This is a genomic window from Pseudomonas sp. FP2335, from assembly GCF_030687535.1.
GTDB lineage: Bacteria > Pseudomonadota > Gammaproteobacteria > Pseudomonadales > Pseudomonadaceae > Aquipseudomonas.
Window position 1 is genome coordinate 2,931,362 of record NZ_CP117437.1, and the last position, 14,278, is coordinate 2,945,639.

General features: G+C 63.0%; 11 protein-coding genes. 6 read left to right on the forward strand and 5 right to left on the reverse strand.

Features of this window, described 5'->3' with window-relative positions; genetic code table 11:
- Position 1 precedes the first annotated feature (1 nt).
- Entirely contained in the window at positions 2–1,414 is a 1,413-nt protein-coding gene (locus tag PSH81_RS12935; protein WP_305392704.1) for a lipase, read from the forward strand.
- 149 nt (positions 1,415–1,563) lie between these two features.
- On the opposite strand, the gene PSH81_RS12940 is transcribed toward PSH81_RS12935, so the two are convergent.
- Positions 1,564–1,788 carry a YgdI/YgdR family lipoprotein gene (locus PSH81_RS12940; protein WP_192300125.1) on the reverse strand — a complete coding sequence of 75 codons (225 nt, stop codon included), beginning with the start codon at positions 1,786–1,788 and terminating at the stop codon, positions 1,564–1,566.
- A 187-nt stretch (positions 1,789–1,975) separates the two neighbouring features.
- Here PSH81_RS12940 and PSH81_RS12945 point away from each other — a divergent pair, with 187 nt between their 5' ends.
- The 3 genes from PSH81_RS12945 to PSH81_RS12955 all read left to right on the forward strand — a co-directional run bounded on the left by PSH81_RS12945 (position 1,976) and on the right by PSH81_RS12955 (position 6,884).
- Positions 1,976–3,619 (forward strand): VRR-NUC domain-containing protein, encoded by a 1,644-nt coding sequence (locus PSH81_RS12945; protein WP_305392705.1) that lies wholly within the window; start codon positions 1,976–1,978, stop codon positions 3,617–3,619.
- On the forward strand, positions 3,616–5,871 hold the full coding sequence (locus PSH81_RS12950) for an ATP-dependent DNA helicase (protein ID WP_305392706.1): 2,256 nt from the start codon (positions 3,616–3,618) through the stop codon (positions 5,869–5,871). Before PSH81_RS12945 ends, PSH81_RS12950 begins: the two co-directional genes overlap by 4 nt.
- A gap of 80 nt (positions 5,872–5,951) precedes the next feature.
- Positions 5,952–6,884 carry an alpha/beta fold hydrolase gene (locus PSH81_RS12955; protein WP_305392707.1) on the forward strand — a complete coding sequence of 311 codons (933 nt, stop codon included), beginning with the start codon at positions 5,952–5,954 and terminating at the stop codon, positions 6,882–6,884.
- Here the strand turns inward: PSH81_RS12955 and PSH81_RS12960 are convergent.
- Both PSH81_RS12960 and PSH81_RS12965 read right to left on the reverse strand, forming a co-directional pair.
- The gene (locus tag PSH81_RS12960) at positions 6,847–8,313 is read right to left on the reverse strand and encodes a HAMP domain-containing sensor histidine kinase (protein WP_226457601.1); all 1,467 of its coding nucleotides are present in this window, start codon (positions 8,311–8,313) and stop codon (positions 6,847–6,849) included. The two genes, PSH81_RS12955 and PSH81_RS12960, sit on opposite strands and share 38 nt — an antisense overlap.
- Positions 8,310–9,020 carry a response regulator transcription factor gene (locus tag PSH81_RS12965; protein ID WP_305392708.1) on the reverse strand — a complete coding sequence of 237 codons (711 nt, stop codon included), beginning with the start codon at positions 9,018–9,020 and terminating at the stop codon, positions 8,310–8,312. Before PSH81_RS12965 ends, PSH81_RS12960 begins: the two co-directional genes overlap by 4 nt.
- Positions 9,021–9,167: 147 nt before the next feature.
- Between PSH81_RS12965 and PSH81_RS12970 the strand changes: the two genes are divergently transcribed.
- Together PSH81_RS12970 and msrA are read left to right on the forward strand one after the other, a co-directional pair.
- Positions 9,168–10,862: a cytochrome c biogenesis protein DipZ gene (locus PSH81_RS12970; protein ID WP_305392709.1), complete on the forward strand. Its 1,695-nt coding sequence runs from the start codon at positions 9,168–9,170 to the stop codon at positions 10,860–10,862.
- Positions 10,863–10,944: 82 nt separating this feature from the next.
- A complete protein-coding gene (gene msrA, locus PSH81_RS12975; protein WP_226457598.1) occupies positions 10,945–11,637 on the forward strand; it encodes a peptide-methionine (S)-S-oxide reductase MsrA in 693 nt (230 codons plus the stop codon).
- A 32-nt stretch (positions 11,638–11,669) separates the two neighbouring features.
- Here msrA and PSH81_RS12980 read toward each other — a convergent pair whose 3' ends face one another.
- Both PSH81_RS12980 and PSH81_RS12985 read right to left on the reverse strand, forming a co-directional pair.
- Positions 11,670–12,620 (reverse strand): alpha-E domain-containing protein, encoded by a 951-nt coding sequence (locus PSH81_RS12980; protein ID WP_226457597.1) that lies wholly within the window; start codon positions 12,618–12,620, stop codon positions 11,670–11,672.
- Positions 12,621–12,622: 2 nt separating this feature from the next.
- Positions 12,623–14,032, reverse strand: a complete 1,410-nt coding sequence (locus tag PSH81_RS12985; protein WP_192300116.1) for a circularly permuted type 2 ATP-grasp protein — start codon at positions 14,030–14,032, stop codon at positions 12,623–12,625.
- Positions 14,033–14,278: the final 246 nt, after the last annotated feature.

The following is a 14,278-nucleotide window of genomic DNA, read 5'->3' on the forward strand; positions in this document are numbered from 1 at the left end:
CATGGGTATCTTCGATTACAAAAACCTCGGACCCGAGGGTTCCAAGGCGTTGTTCGCCGACGCCATGGCAATCACCTTGTACAGCTATCACAACCTGGATAACGGCTTTGCCGTGGGTTACCAGCACAACGGCCTGGGCTGGGGTTTGCCCGCCACTTTGGTCGGCGCGCTGCTCGGTGGCAGCGATTCCCAGGGGGTGATTCCAGGCATCCCGTGGAACCCGGATTCGGAAAAGGCCGCCCTGGATGCCGTGCAAAAGGCCGGCTGGACGCCCATCAGCGCCAGCGCCCTGGGCTACGCCGGCAAGGTTGATGCGCGTGGCACATTCTTTGGGGAAAAGGCCGGCTACACCACGGCGCAAGTCGAGGTGCTGGGCAAGTACGATGACGCGGGCAAATTGCTCGAAATCGGCATCGGCTTTCGCGGTACGTCCGGGCCACGGGAAAGCCTGATCAGCGACTCCATCGGCGATTTGGTCAGTGACCTGCTGGCCGCGTTGGGGCCCAAGGATTATGCGAAGAACTACGCCGGTGAGGCATTTGGCGGGCTGCTCAAAAATGTTGCCGACTACGCCAGTGCCCATGGCCTGCACGGCGCCGATGTGCTGGTCAGCGGTCATAGCCTGGGCGGCCTGGCGGTCAACAGCATGGCCGACTTGAGCGGCAGTCAGTGGTCAGGGTTCTACAAGGACGCCAATTACGTAGCCTACGCCTCGCCGACCCAAAGCAGCGGCGACAAGGTGCTCAATATCGGCTACGAAAATGACCCGGTGTTCCGCGCGCTGGACGGCTCATCGTTCAACCTGTCGTCCCTCGGCGTGCATGACAAGCCCCATGAGTCGAGCACCGACAATATCGTCAGCTTCAACGACCACTACGCCTCGACCCTGTGGAATGTGTTGCCGTTTTCCATCACCAACCTGCCGACCTGGATCTCCCATCTGCCCACCGGGTATGGCGACGGGCTGACACGGGTCGTTGAATCGGGCTTCTACGAGCAGATGACCCGTGATTCCACGGTCATCGTCGCCAACCTATCCGACCCGGCACGCGCCACCACCTGGGTGCAGGACCTCAACCGCAACGCCGAACCGCACAAGGGCAATACCTTCATCATTGGCAGCGACGGCAACGACCTGATCCAGGGCGGCAAGGGCGCGGACTTTATCGAGGGGGGCAAGGGCAATGACACGATTCGCGACAGCAGTGGGCACAATACCTTTCTGTTCAGCGGGCAGTTTGGCCATGACCGGGTGATCGGCTATCAGGCGACGGACACGCTGCTGTTCAAGGAGGTGCAGGGCAGTGTGCAATACCGGGAGCAGGGTGGGGACACGCTGATCAGTGTGGGTGCGGATTCGGTCACGCTGGTCGGCGTGAGCGGCTGGACGGGAGAGGGGATGGTGATCAGCTAAAGCTGGAATGCCTTGAAACTGTGGGAGCGGGCTTGCTCGCGAAGGCGGCGTGTCAGTCGCCATATATACCAACTGACCGACTGCCTTCGCGAGCAAGCCCGCTCCCACACAAGCCCGCTCCGCAAATATTCGCGGTTGGCGCCGGAGAATTACTTTTCCTTGATGACTGTGGCCACATCCGCAGCCTTCACCCGCACGCGCTTGCCGGCGATGTCAGTGAACTCATAGAAACCGTCGGCGGTGTTGGTTTTTGGCAGGTCCTGGGTCAAATACTGCGTGCCGTTTTGCAGCGTCACTACGGTTTGCGTCGCGCAACCGGCCAATACCAGAAAAGTGAGTGCAACCAGGGGAAGACCCAAATTCTTCATGTTCATAACCCTTACCTTTAACCTTGAAAAGTCCCACGCCAGAGGCTGCGGGCGACAAATTTTACGCCATCGACTTCCCCATCAGATCACTTTTATACAAAAAGTTGCGTGAGCCATTTATCTATTACCGATTGCAACAAGCCGTTTGCGACGGCACTCTGTATGCATAACCAGTATTTGACCTCTATGTGCCATGGCCAACCCCCTCGAAGACCCGCTCTATTACCTGCAAAACTTCCGTCAGGTCCTGCAATGGCTGGGGCAACGCTATGCCGACCTGCTCGACCCTGACGAAACGCAGTTCATTCAGCAATTTGACAGCTTGCCCCAGGCGTCCCAGGCCTTGTTGGTGCGCATGGTCATGCGCAAGGGCGTGCATTTTCGTGCGGGCAAGCTCAATTATCTGGAAATCGGTTGCACCCACGCCGCCGCGCAGCCGCTGTTGCAGTTGGGGTGGGTAAACGACCAGCAACCGCTGGCGTTTGAAGAGCTGTTCGCCTTGCTGCAAAAAGGCGAGATCCTCAATGCCTTCAAACCGTGGATCGACCAGCCCAAGGCCAACAAAGTCGAGTGGCTGGCAGGCCTGGTGGCGCAGTTCCCCGAGAGCCGCAGCTTTGCCCAGTGGTGCCCCGCGCTGCCCGACACGCTGTACAGCCTCACGGTGATGGACCTGTGTGACCGCCTGCGCCTGATGTTCTTCGGCAACCTGTATCAGGACTGGTCCGAATTCGTGCTGGCGGACCTGGGCATCTACACCTATGAAAAAGTCGAGATCTGCGCCGAATCCCGCGGTTTGCGCAGCCGTGATGACGTGCAGGGCTTCCTGTTCCTGCATGGCTGCCAGCAAGCCTTCGAGGCCGGTGAGCCGATCGAGGACATACGCACGCGCATCACCGCCCTCAATACCGACAACCCCTGGTTGGAACGGCGTCGGGCCAAGCTGTTGTTTCTGCTCGGGCAGCATTGTGAACGCCTGGCTGAGCTGGCGCTGGCGGCACAGATCTACCGCACCTGCGCCTACCCTGGCGCGCGTGCGCGACTGATCCGCGTGCTGGAACGCCAGGAGGACTACGCCCAGGCCATGGCCCTGGCGAGTGCCGCGCAACAAACCCCGGAAAGTGCCGCCGAGCAACAGCACCTGTTGCGCGTGCTGCCACGTCTGCGGCGCAAGTTGGGCGAACCGGCGCTGCCCAGGCTCAAGCCACGCGAGGTCACGCGCCTGGACCTGGCACTGCCGCAGGCTCTGGAGTCGGTGGAAGCCAGCGTACAGGCACACCTGAACGAGCCCGACGCGCCGGTGCATTACGTCGAGAACGGCCTGATCAACTCGCTGTTTGGCCTGCTGTGCTGGGACGCGATCTTCGCGCCGCTGCCGGGCTCGTTTTTCCACCCGTTCCAACGCGGGCCGGCGGACCTGCACAGCGAAGACTTCCATCAGCGCCGTGCCGACTTGTTCGCAGCCTGTTTCGCGCAACTGCAGGACCAGCGCTACAAGGCCACGATCCGCCAGCGCTACCAGGAAAAGTGGGGCATCCAGTCGCCGTTCGTGTTCTGGAACCTGCTCAACGAAGAACTGCTGGAACAGGCCTTGGCGTGCTTTCCCGCCGCGCATTTGCGCCACTGGTTCGAGCGCCTGCTGCTGGACATCCGTGCCAACCGCGCCGGGATGCCGGATCTGATCCAGTTCTGGCCCGCGCAAAACACCTATCGCATGATCGAAGTCAAAGGCCCCGGCGACCGCCTGCAGGACAACCAGTTGCGCTGGCTGGAGTTCTGCGCCGAACACCAGATGCCGGTCACCGTCTGCTACGTGCGCTGGGCGGAGCCGTCGGTTTGAGCTACAACGTGGCAGTGCGGGCGCTGTGTGAGTTCACGGCCAAGGTCGGCGACCTCGACCTACGCTTCACGCCGTCGCCCAGCGCCCAGGAAGGTATCGTCGGCCATCGCACCGTCGCCTCGCGGCGCAACGCGCATTACCAGCATGAAGTCGCCCTGGAGGGCGAGTACCAGCAGCTCACGGTGCGGGGCAGGGCGGACGGCTACGACCCGGACGCCAACCGCCTGGAGGAAGTGAAGACCTATCGCGGCGACCTCGATGCCCAGCCTGCCAACCACCGGCAACTGCACTGGGCCCAGGTCAAGGTGTATGGCTGGCTGATGTGCCAGAAGCTTGGGTTGACGGACATCGACCTGGCGCTGGTGTACTTCGACATTGTCGGCGAGGGCGAAACGTTACTGCACCAACGTTATACCGCCACCGAACTGGAGACCTTCTTCAACGCCCAGTGCGCGCTGTTCCTCGGCTGGGCCCAGCAGGAAATGCAGCACCGCGCCGCCCGCAACAGCGCCGCGCAAACCCTGGGGTTTCCGCACGCCGGGTTTCGCACAGGCCAACGCTCACTTGCCGAGACGGTCTTTAAGGCCGTCACCACCGGCCGCTGCCTGATGGCCCAGGCCCCCACGGGCATCGGCAAGACCATCGGCACGATCTTCCCGCTGCTCAAGGCCTTGGCGCCGCAGCAACTGGACAAGCTGTTCTTCCTCACCGCCAAGACTCCGGGGCGCAAGCTCGCCCTCGACGCCGCCGATGTGCTGCACCGCAGCCACCCGGACTTGCCCTTGCGCGTGCTGGAACTGGTCGCCCGCGACAAGGCCTGCGAACACCCGGACAAAGCCTGCCACGGCGATTCATGCCCATTGGCCAAAGGCTTCTACGACCGCCTGCCCGCTGCCCGCAGTGCCGCTTCGCAGGTGCGCCAGCTGGATCAGCGCAACCTGCGCGAGGTGGCCCTGGCCCACGACGTGTGCCCGTATTACCTGAGCCAGGAAATGGCGCGCTGGGCTGACCTGATCGTCGCCGACTACAACTACTATTTCGACTTTGGCGCCATGCTGTTCGGCCTGGCCCAGCTCAACCAGTGGCGGGCGGCGGTGCTGGTGGACGAAGCGCACAACCTGGTGGAGCGCGCCCGCTCGATGTACAGCGCCAGCCTTGACCAATACCACCTCAAGACCCTGCGCGACAGTGCGCCCGAGCCGCTGAACAAACCCCTGCAACGCCTGAACCGCGAATGGAATGCGCTGCACAAGGACCAGCTCGCGCCCTACCAGGCCTACGCGAGCCGTCCAGACAAATTTCTGCACGCCCTGGGCCTGTGTACCAGCGCCATGGGTGACTATTTCAACGACCACCCGCAAGCCCTCAGCGGCGAGTTGCAAACCTTCTACTTCGACGCATTGCAATTTGCCAAGGTCGCCGAGCTGTTCAATGAACAGTTCATTTTTGACATCAGCAAACGCCAACACAGCGGCAAGCGCAGCAGCTCGACCCTGTGCCTGCGCAACGTGGTACCCGCCGAGTTCATTCGCCCACGGCTCACCGCGGCGCGCAGCAGTGTGCTGTTTTCCGCGACCCTGAGTCCGCGCCACTACTACGCCGACCTGCTGGGACTGCCGGCGGACACCGCGTGGATCGACGTGGAGTCGCCGTTCAAGGCCGCGCAGCTCAAGGTGCGCATCGTCGATCAGATCTCCACGCGCTTCGTGCACCGCCACGCCTCGCTGGAACCCATCGTCGCGCTGATCGCCACGCAGTTCGCGCAGCGGCCGGGCAACTACCTGGCGTTCTTTTCCAGCTTTGACTACCTGCAACAGGTCGCGCAATTACTCGCCGAACGCCACCCGCAGATCCCGCTGTGGCTGCAATCGCGCGGTATGGCCGAGGCCGAGCGCCAGGCATTTCTCGAGCAGTTCACCGAACACAGCCAGGGCATCGGCTTTGCCGTGCTTGGCGGTGCGTTTGGTGAGGGTATCGACTTGCCCGGTGCGCGCCTGATCGGTGCGTTTATCGCTACCCTGGGCCTGCCGCAACTGAACCCGGTCAACGAACAGATCAAGCAGCGCATGGCCACGATCTTTGGCGCCGGTTACGACTACACGTATTTGTACCCTGGGCTACAAAAGGTGGTGCAGGCCGCCGGGCGGGTGATCCGTGGCCAGCAGGACGAGGGCGTGGTGATGTTGATCGACGACCGCTTCGGCGAGGAGCGGGTGCGCCAGTTGTTGCCGCGCTGGTGGGCGGTGGAGTGAGTTATTCCCGTCGTCAATGATGCTGGCACTGTCGCCGCCAATCCCCCAGGCTAGGCCAAACCTTCAGCCAGGCCTTGCCCATGCGCCAGCAAATCCTCTGCGTCAACGCTATTGAGTTAAGCGTGCACATCAGCGGTCCCGAACACGGCCAGCCGATCTGGCTGCTGCACGGTTTCCCGGAATGCTGGCATTCCTGGCGCGCGCAGATCCCGGCGCTGGCGGCGGCGGGTTATCGGGTGTTTGCGCCTGAGATGCGCGGCTACGGCCAATCCGGCGCGCCCGCCGAGGTGGCCGACTACGACCTGCTGACCCTGTGCGCCGACATCCAGCAGGCCATGGATCATTTCGGCCACACCGAGGTGGTGATGGTCGGCCACGACTGGGGCGCGGTGGTGGCCTGGCACCTGGCGTTGCTGGAGCCCGAACGCGTCACGCGGCTGATCACGCTGTCGGTGCCGTTCGCCGGGCGAGCGCGCCGGCCGGTAATTGACATCATGGCTGAGCTGTATGCCGAGCGTTTCAATTACATCCTGTACTTCCAGGAACCCGGCGTAGCCGAGCAGGAACTGAACGCCGACATCGAACGCACGCTGCGCCTGTTCATGCAGGACCAGGACGTGTTCCTGCAACACAAACCGGCCACTGCGCGCTTGCTTGAAGGCGTCGGTATGCCTGGCGCCTTGCCGTCATGGTGTTCCCGCGAGGATCTTGACGTGTACGTGCAAACCTTCACCGAACACGGCTTTCGCGGCCCGCTGAACTGGTATCGCAACTTCACGCGCAACTGGCAGCGCACCGAATGCCTCGCCGGCCGCCAGGTGCTCCAGCCCACACTGTTCCTGATCGGCGACCGCGACCCGGTCGGCGTGTTTGAAGCGCACACCCTCAAGCGCATGCCCGATTGTGTGCCGGACCTTGAGCAGCACGTGCTGCCCAACTGCGGCCACTGGATTCAGAACGAGCAGGGCCAGCAGGTCAACGAACTGATGCTCGCCTTTCTAGGGAAAAAGTAAACGTCGCCCCGCGGCCGGGCCGCTCCACCAGGCGAATGCTGCGCCCGTGCAATTGCAGGATGCGGTGCACGATGCGCAAGCCCAGGCCGCCATCGCGCCGTGCGCCGCCAATGGTGAAGGCACGCAGGAACAAGCCTTCATGCAGCTCGGCATCGATGCCCGGGCCGCTGTCGCTGACGGTCACGCTGACGCTGTCGGCCTCGACAGCCAACAGCACTTCGACGTCGCCATTGACCGGGGTGTGCCGCAAGGCGTTGTCCAGCAGGTTGGTCAGTACGCGCTCGATCAACCCGAGGTCGGCCATTACTGCTGGCACCTGCGCCGGCAGGCTGGCGATGAGGCTGATACCGCGCGCTTCGGCGCTCAATTCGAACTTCTGGAAGATGTCCTGCACCAGGTCCGGCAGCGAGAAGCCTTCGAGCACCGGCTGGACAAAACCATGTTCCAGGCGCACCAGTTCCAGCAGCGATTGGGCCAGGCCGCCGACTTTGCGGCTCTGGTCCAGGGCAATCCCGAGGTAGCGCCGGCGTTCCTCGGCGCTCAAGGTCGCGTCCTTGAGGGACAGGGTTTCCAGATAGCCGTGCAACGAAGCCAGGGGCGTGCGCAGGTCGTGGGAGATGTTCGCAACCATCTCCCGGCGTTCCTGTTCCTGGCGGGTGAGGGCACGCCACTGTTCGCCGAGGCGGTTTTCCATCTGCATGAAGGCGTGGTCGAGCACGGCGATTTCATCGCCGCTGTCAGAGGTGGGCGCGATGTTTTCCGCTGGTTTGGGGGCGCCATTGATGTCGAATCGGCCAACCTTGTCGGTGAGCTGGCGCAATGGCCGGGTGATCCAGGCAAACGCCAGCAGGCCCGCCAACAGACACAGCAGCGCGACCAGGCCGATGCACCACAGCGCAATCTTCAGCGCCATGCCGGTGGCGTCCTTGGCATCGAACACATCGTGGGCCTCGCCGAGCAGCACCACATACAGAAAGCCGGTTTGCGTGCCGTTGGCCTTGAGCGGCGCCGCGCTGAACACCTTGCGCCCGTCGACGCTGCGCGGGTCGTCGCCGAGGATCGGCAACATGGCGCCGCTAAGGAAACGGCGGATTGGCGCGAGGTCGACCCGGTCGCGCAGCAGGTGGCCGCTCGGCGCCGCATTGCCGACCACGCGACCCTCGATGTCGAGCAAATACACCTCGACACTCGGGTTCACCAGCATCAGTTGGCCGAACAGGTTGCGCACCGCATCGGGCTTGAGGCCGTCGGCATCCATCAACTGCGTGTCACGGGCAATATGCGCCGCCAGGTCGCGGGACACGCCTTGCACCACTTCCAGCTCGTGCATGCGGTTGGAGCGCACCTGCAACCACGCCGAGGTGCTGCTGCAGATCAGCAGCAACACGGCAAACACTACCGACAGGCGCTGGGTCAGGGTCAGTTTCATGGGCCGTTCTCGGCGAACTTGTAGCCACGGCCCCACACCGTGAGGATGCGCGCCGGGTTGGCCGGGTCGGCCTCGACCTTGGCGCGCAGGCGGTTGATATGGGTGTTCACGGTGTGCTCGTAGCCTTCATGGTTGTAGCCCCACACGGCGTTGAGCAGGTCCATGCGCGAGAACACCTTGCCCGGCTGGCGGGCAAAGAAATACAGCAGGTCAAATTCCCGCGGCGTGAGCTCCAGGGGCTGGCCGTGCAAAGTGGCCTCGCGACTCAGCGGGTTGATGAACAGTGACCCAAGGTCGAGGCTGCCGGCATCCATTTTCAGGTTGCGCGCCATGGCGTCGACCCGGCGCAGCAGCGCCTTGACCCGGGCAACCAGCTCGGGCAGCGAGAACGGCTTAGCCAGGTAATCGTCGGCACCCAGCTCCACGCCGAGGATGCGGTGCAGCTCGCTGGAGCGCGCACTGGTGATGATGATCGGGGTGTAGCGCGTCATGGCGCGGGCACGGCGGCAGATCTCCAGGCCGTCGACGCCGGGCAGCATCAGGTCAAGGATCAACGCATCCCAGCCGCCTTGTTCCAGCAGGCGCAGGCCTTCGTTGCCATCGGCACTGTGCACCACTTCGAACTGTTCATCGCGCAGGTGCAGGAGGATCAAGTCGGCGATATGGGCATCGTCCTCAACCACCAGGACACGTTTGGGCTGATCCATGTAAGCGAAACCTTGGCTTGTAGTCGGCGCATTGTGCGGCTTTTGCCACAGTGTAGTTATCACGAATTGTTTAACTCTGCGTGAGGATTGCGCGACCGACCGGGGCGCAGGATGGGGCTACTTGTTCATTCTGTTAAGGGTCAATCAATGTGGCTTCTGGTTCTCGCATATCTGGGCGGCGTGCTGACAATCGTCAGCCCGTGCATCCTGCCGGTTCTGCCTTTTGTCTTCGCTCGCACCGGGCAGCCGTTTTTGCGCAGTGGCTTGCCGCTGTTGGCGGGGATGGCGGTGACGTTCGCCCTGGTGGCCTCGCTGGCGGCGGTGGGCGGCGGTTGGGTGGTGCAAGTCAATCAATACGGGCGCTGGCTCGCGTTGCTCTGCGTGGCGCTGTTTGGGCTCACGCTGTTGCTGCCACGGCTGTCGGAGCGCCTGACGCGTCCGCTGGTCGCCGCCGGCAGCCGTTTATCCGAGGCAGCCGGGGCCGATGCCAGGCCACGGCCGGGGGCGTCGTTCCTGATCGGCGTGGCCACCGGGCTGCTTTGGGCGCCGTGCGCCGGGCCGATCCTCGGGCTGGTGCTGACCGGCGCCGCCCTGCAAGGCGCCAGTATCGGTACTACCTTGCTGTTGCTGGCTTACGCTGCCGGTGCCGCCACGTCCCTGGCGTTGGCGTTGCTGGTCGGCGGTAAGGTGTTTGGCTTGATGAAAAAATCCCTCGGTGCCGGTGAATGGCTGCGCCGCGGCCTTGGCGCGTTGATGCTCGTCGGGGTGGCAGCCATTGCCCTGGGCCTGGATACCGGCGTGTTGGCGCGGTTGTCGACGGCCTCCACCGGCGGCCTGGAGCAACACCTGGTGGATCGCCTGAGCGCGAAACCCCAGGGCGGGGCGATGATGATGGCGGCCAACCACAGCGACACGCTGCCGATAGAAGGCGCGCTACCCTCCCTGGACGGCGCTGTGCAATGGCTCAACAGCCCGCCACTGAGCGCCGAGGCGCTCAAGGGCAAAGTGGTGCTGGTGGATTTCTGGACCTACTCCTGCATCAACTGCCTGCGCACCTTGCCCTACGTCAAAGCCTGGGCCGACAAGTACCGCGAGCAGGGCCTGGTGGTGATCGGTGTACATGCTCCGGAGTTCGCCTTTGAGCGCGACGTGAACAACGTCACCCAGGCGATGAAGGACCTGGGGATCAACTACCCGGTGGCGATCGACAACAACTACAAGATCTGGCGTGCGTTCAACAACCAGTACTGGCCGGCACATTACTTTGCCGACGCCAACGGCCAGATCCGTTACCACCACTTTGGCGAGGGCGACTACGCCGAGTCGGAGCGGGTGATCCAGCAGTTGTTGCGCGAAGCCGGGGCGAAAAACGTCGCGGGCGGCTTGATCGACGTGGATGCCAAGGGCGTGCAACAGGCGCCGGACCTGAACACCGTGCAGTCGCCGGAAACCTACCTGGGCGCGCAGCGTGCCGAACACTTCGTCAAGTCCGGCCCCCTGGCGTTGAACAATTGGACCCTGGACGGCCAATGGAACGTAGGCGGCCAGCAAGTCACTCTGGACCAGGCGGGTGGGCGCATCGTCTACCGCTTCCACGCCCGTGACTTGCATTTGGTGCTGGCCCCCGGCGCAGATGGCAAGCCCGTGCGCTTCAAGGTCACGATCGACGGCAAGGCCCCCGGTGACGCCCACGGCACGGATGTCGCCCCGGATGGCAGTGGCGTGGTGACCGAGCAGCGCCTGTACCAACTGGTGCGCCAGCCGGGAGCGGTGCAGGACCGCACCTTCAGCATTGAGTTTCTGGACCCGAACGTAGCGGCCTACGCCTTCACCTTCGGCTAACTGATTGATGAACTGATAACCCAATCAATGTGGGAGCGAGCAAGCCGCCTCCCACCGTTGACCGTGTTCTGGAGTGAGTTTTATGAACGTTCTCAGATGGCTACCTGCATTGGCCTTGGCTGCCTTTATCAGCCAGGCCCAGGCGTTCTCCTTTGGTTCTTCTGACGATGCTGTCGTCATCCCACCGCCCGCCCTGGACCTGCCGGCATCGGTTGATCTGCAAACGGCGGTCTTCGCCGGTGGTTGCTTCTGGGGTGTGCAAGGGGTTTTCCAGCATGTGCAGGGTGTAAAAAACGCGGTCTCCGGGTATGACGGCGGCGCGGCAGGCACGGCGCAGTACGAGTCTGTCAGCGCAGGCAACACTGGCCATGCCGAGGCGGTCTCCGTCACGTTTGACCCGAGCAAGATCAGCTACGGCAAGCTGCTGCAGATCTACTTTTCGGTGGCCCACAACCCCACCGAACTCAACCGCCAGGGCCCGGATACAGGCACGCAGTACCGCTCGGCGATCTTTGCGCAGGATGCCGAGCAGCAGAACGTCGCCCAGGCGTATATCACGCAGCTGGATGCGGCGAAGGCGTTTGATAAGCCCATCGTGACCACAATCGAGAGGGGCAAGACGTTCTACCCGGCGGAGGCCTATCACCAGGACTTTCTCAGCGAGAACCCGTCTTACCCGTACATCGTGATCAATGATCTGCCGAAGGTGGCGCAGTTGAAAAAGCTGTTTCCCGAGCAGTACCGCGCTGAGCCGGTGCTGGTAAAAACCCAATAGCCCACTCCCACATCGTTGTTCCTCAGTGTGGTTTAGACCACTTCCAGGTAAGACGCGTGTATGGCCCGGGCCAGTTCGCGCACGGTGTCGATAAAGTCCGTCAGGCGGCTGTGCAGGCCGTCCTCAAGAATTTCATCAATCCCGGTATAGCGCAGCCGCGCCTCGAACTCCGCCGCCAGACGCTGGGCCGTACGCCCATAACTGCCAGGCAAGTCCGCAAGGATATGACTCAACTCCTCGATACACGCATGCAGCGACCTCGGCACGTCACTGCGCAACAGCAGCAACTCCGACACCGAGCGCGCATTCAGCGCATTCGGGTACAGCTCGGTGTACGCCTCGAACGACGACAACGCCCGGAGCAGGGCGCTCCACTGGTAGTAGCCGCGTGCGGACAGGTCGCTGACTTCCTCCGACTCTTCGCCAAACATCTCGTAGCGCGCATCCAGCAGGCGCAAGGTGTTGTCGGCACGTTCGACAAAGGTGCCCAGGCGGATAAACCGGTAGGCATCGTTGCGCATGATCGTCCCCGACGTAGCGCCACGGAACAGGTGTGAACGCTGCTTGACCCAATCACAGAAGTGGCTGATGCCGTGGCGCGCCAGGCCGCCGGCGGCGATGCTGCGCATTTCCAGCCAGGTCGCGTTGAGGTTTTCCCACATGTCGGCGGTGATGCGCCCGCGCACCGCATGGGCGTTGCCCCGGGCGGCGCGCAGGCAGTTGTAGATGCTGGCGGGGTTTTCTTCGTCGAGGGCGAAGAAGTGCAGCATGCGCTCGGCATCCAGTTGCTTGTGGCGCTCAAGGTAGCTGTCCAGGGTGCCGCTGCTGAGCAACGACATGGCCAGTTCGTCCAGACCGTCGCTGCGTCCGGCCTGGGGCATCAACGACAACGAGTAACTGACTTCCAGCATGCGCGCCAGGTTCTCGGCACGCTCCAGGTAACGGGACATCCAATACAGATCTGCGGCGGTTCTACTCAACATACTCAGCCCTCCACCACCCAGGTGTCCTTGGTTCCGCCGCCTTGCGACGAGTTGACGATCAACGAACCTTCACGCAGTGCCACACGTGTGAGGCCGCCGGGCACCAGGCGGGTTTCCTTGCCCGACAGCACGAACGGGCGCAGATCGATGTGCCTGGGCGCGATGCCGTTTTCGACAAAGGTCGGGCAGGTGGACAGGCTCAGTGTGGGTTGGGCGATGTAGGCGTGGGGGCGCGCCTTGATGCGTTGACGGAAGTCCTCGATCTCGGCCGCGCTGGAGGCCGGGCCGACCAGCATGCCGTAGCCGCCGGAGCCCTGGGTTTCCTTGACCACCAGTTCCGGCAGGTGCGCCAGTACATGGGACAACTCGTCGGGTTTGCGGCACTGGAAGGTCGGCACGTTTTGCAGCACCGGCTCTTCGTCGAGGTAGAAGCGGATCATCTCCGGCACGTAGGGGTAGATCGACTTGTCATCGGCCACGCCGGTGCCGATGGCGTTGGCCAACACCACGTTGCCGGCGCAGTAGGCGGCGACCAGGCCGGGCACGCCGAGCATCGACTCGGGGTTGAAGGCCTGCGGGTCGAGGAACGCGTCGTCGATGCGGCGGTAGATCACATCCACGGCTTTGGGGCCGTCGGTGGTGCGCATGAACACCTTGAGGTCGTGCACGAACAGGTCGGCGCCCTCCACCAGCTCCACGCCCATTTCCCGGGCAAGGAAGGCGTGCTCGAAAAACGCGCTGTTGAAGCGCCCGGGGGTGAGTACCACGACGTTGGGGTTGTCCAGGCGGCTTGAGCTTTTGAGGGTCTTGAGCAGCAGGTTGGGGTAGTGGTCCACCGGCGCGATGCGTTGTTTGGCGAACACCTCGGGGAACAGGCGCATCATCATCTTGCGGTCTTCGAGCATGTAGCTCACGCCGCTGGGGGTACGCAGGTTGTCTTCGAGCACGTAATAGGTGCCGTCGCCATCGCGCACCAGGTCCACGCCGGAGATGTGCGAGTAGATGTCGCGGTGCAGGTCGAGGCCGACCATGGCCTGCTGGTAACCCTCGTTGCCCAGCACCTGGTCCGCGGGAATGATCCCGGCCTTGATGATGCGCCGGTCGTGGTAGATGTCGGCGAGGAACATGTTCAGCGCCGTGACGCGCTGGATGCAGCCACGTTCGATCACGCGCCACTCACTGGCGGGGATGCTGCGCGGGATGATGTCGAAGGGGATCAGGCGCTCGGTATCTTGCTCGTCGCCATACAAGGTGAAGGTGATGCCGGCGCGGTGGAACAGCAAGTCGGCTTCACGGCGACGCTGGGCCAGCAGTTCCGGTGGCGTATTGGCCAACCAGCGGGAGAATTCCTGATAGTGCGCGCGGCAGGCGCCGTTTGCGTCATTCATTTCATCGAAGAAAGATCGAGCCATTCCAGTACCTTGTCAGTGCCGAGTGGGGCTTGGGGGGCACTGCCGTTTAAAAAAACGCATGTTTTTATGAACCCATGGCTGAAGGTGCCAATGGGCCTGGTCCTTACTTTCTTATGGGGTCGGCTCTGGGTCGGGTTGTAACGAAAGCTCCTGTGTGCGGGCAGTGTTCAATGACTAAAGCAATGCCTGTGCCGGAACCTCTAAATCCCTAAACTGCGAACCCGCGCAACCTGTAGTGAGCGGGCT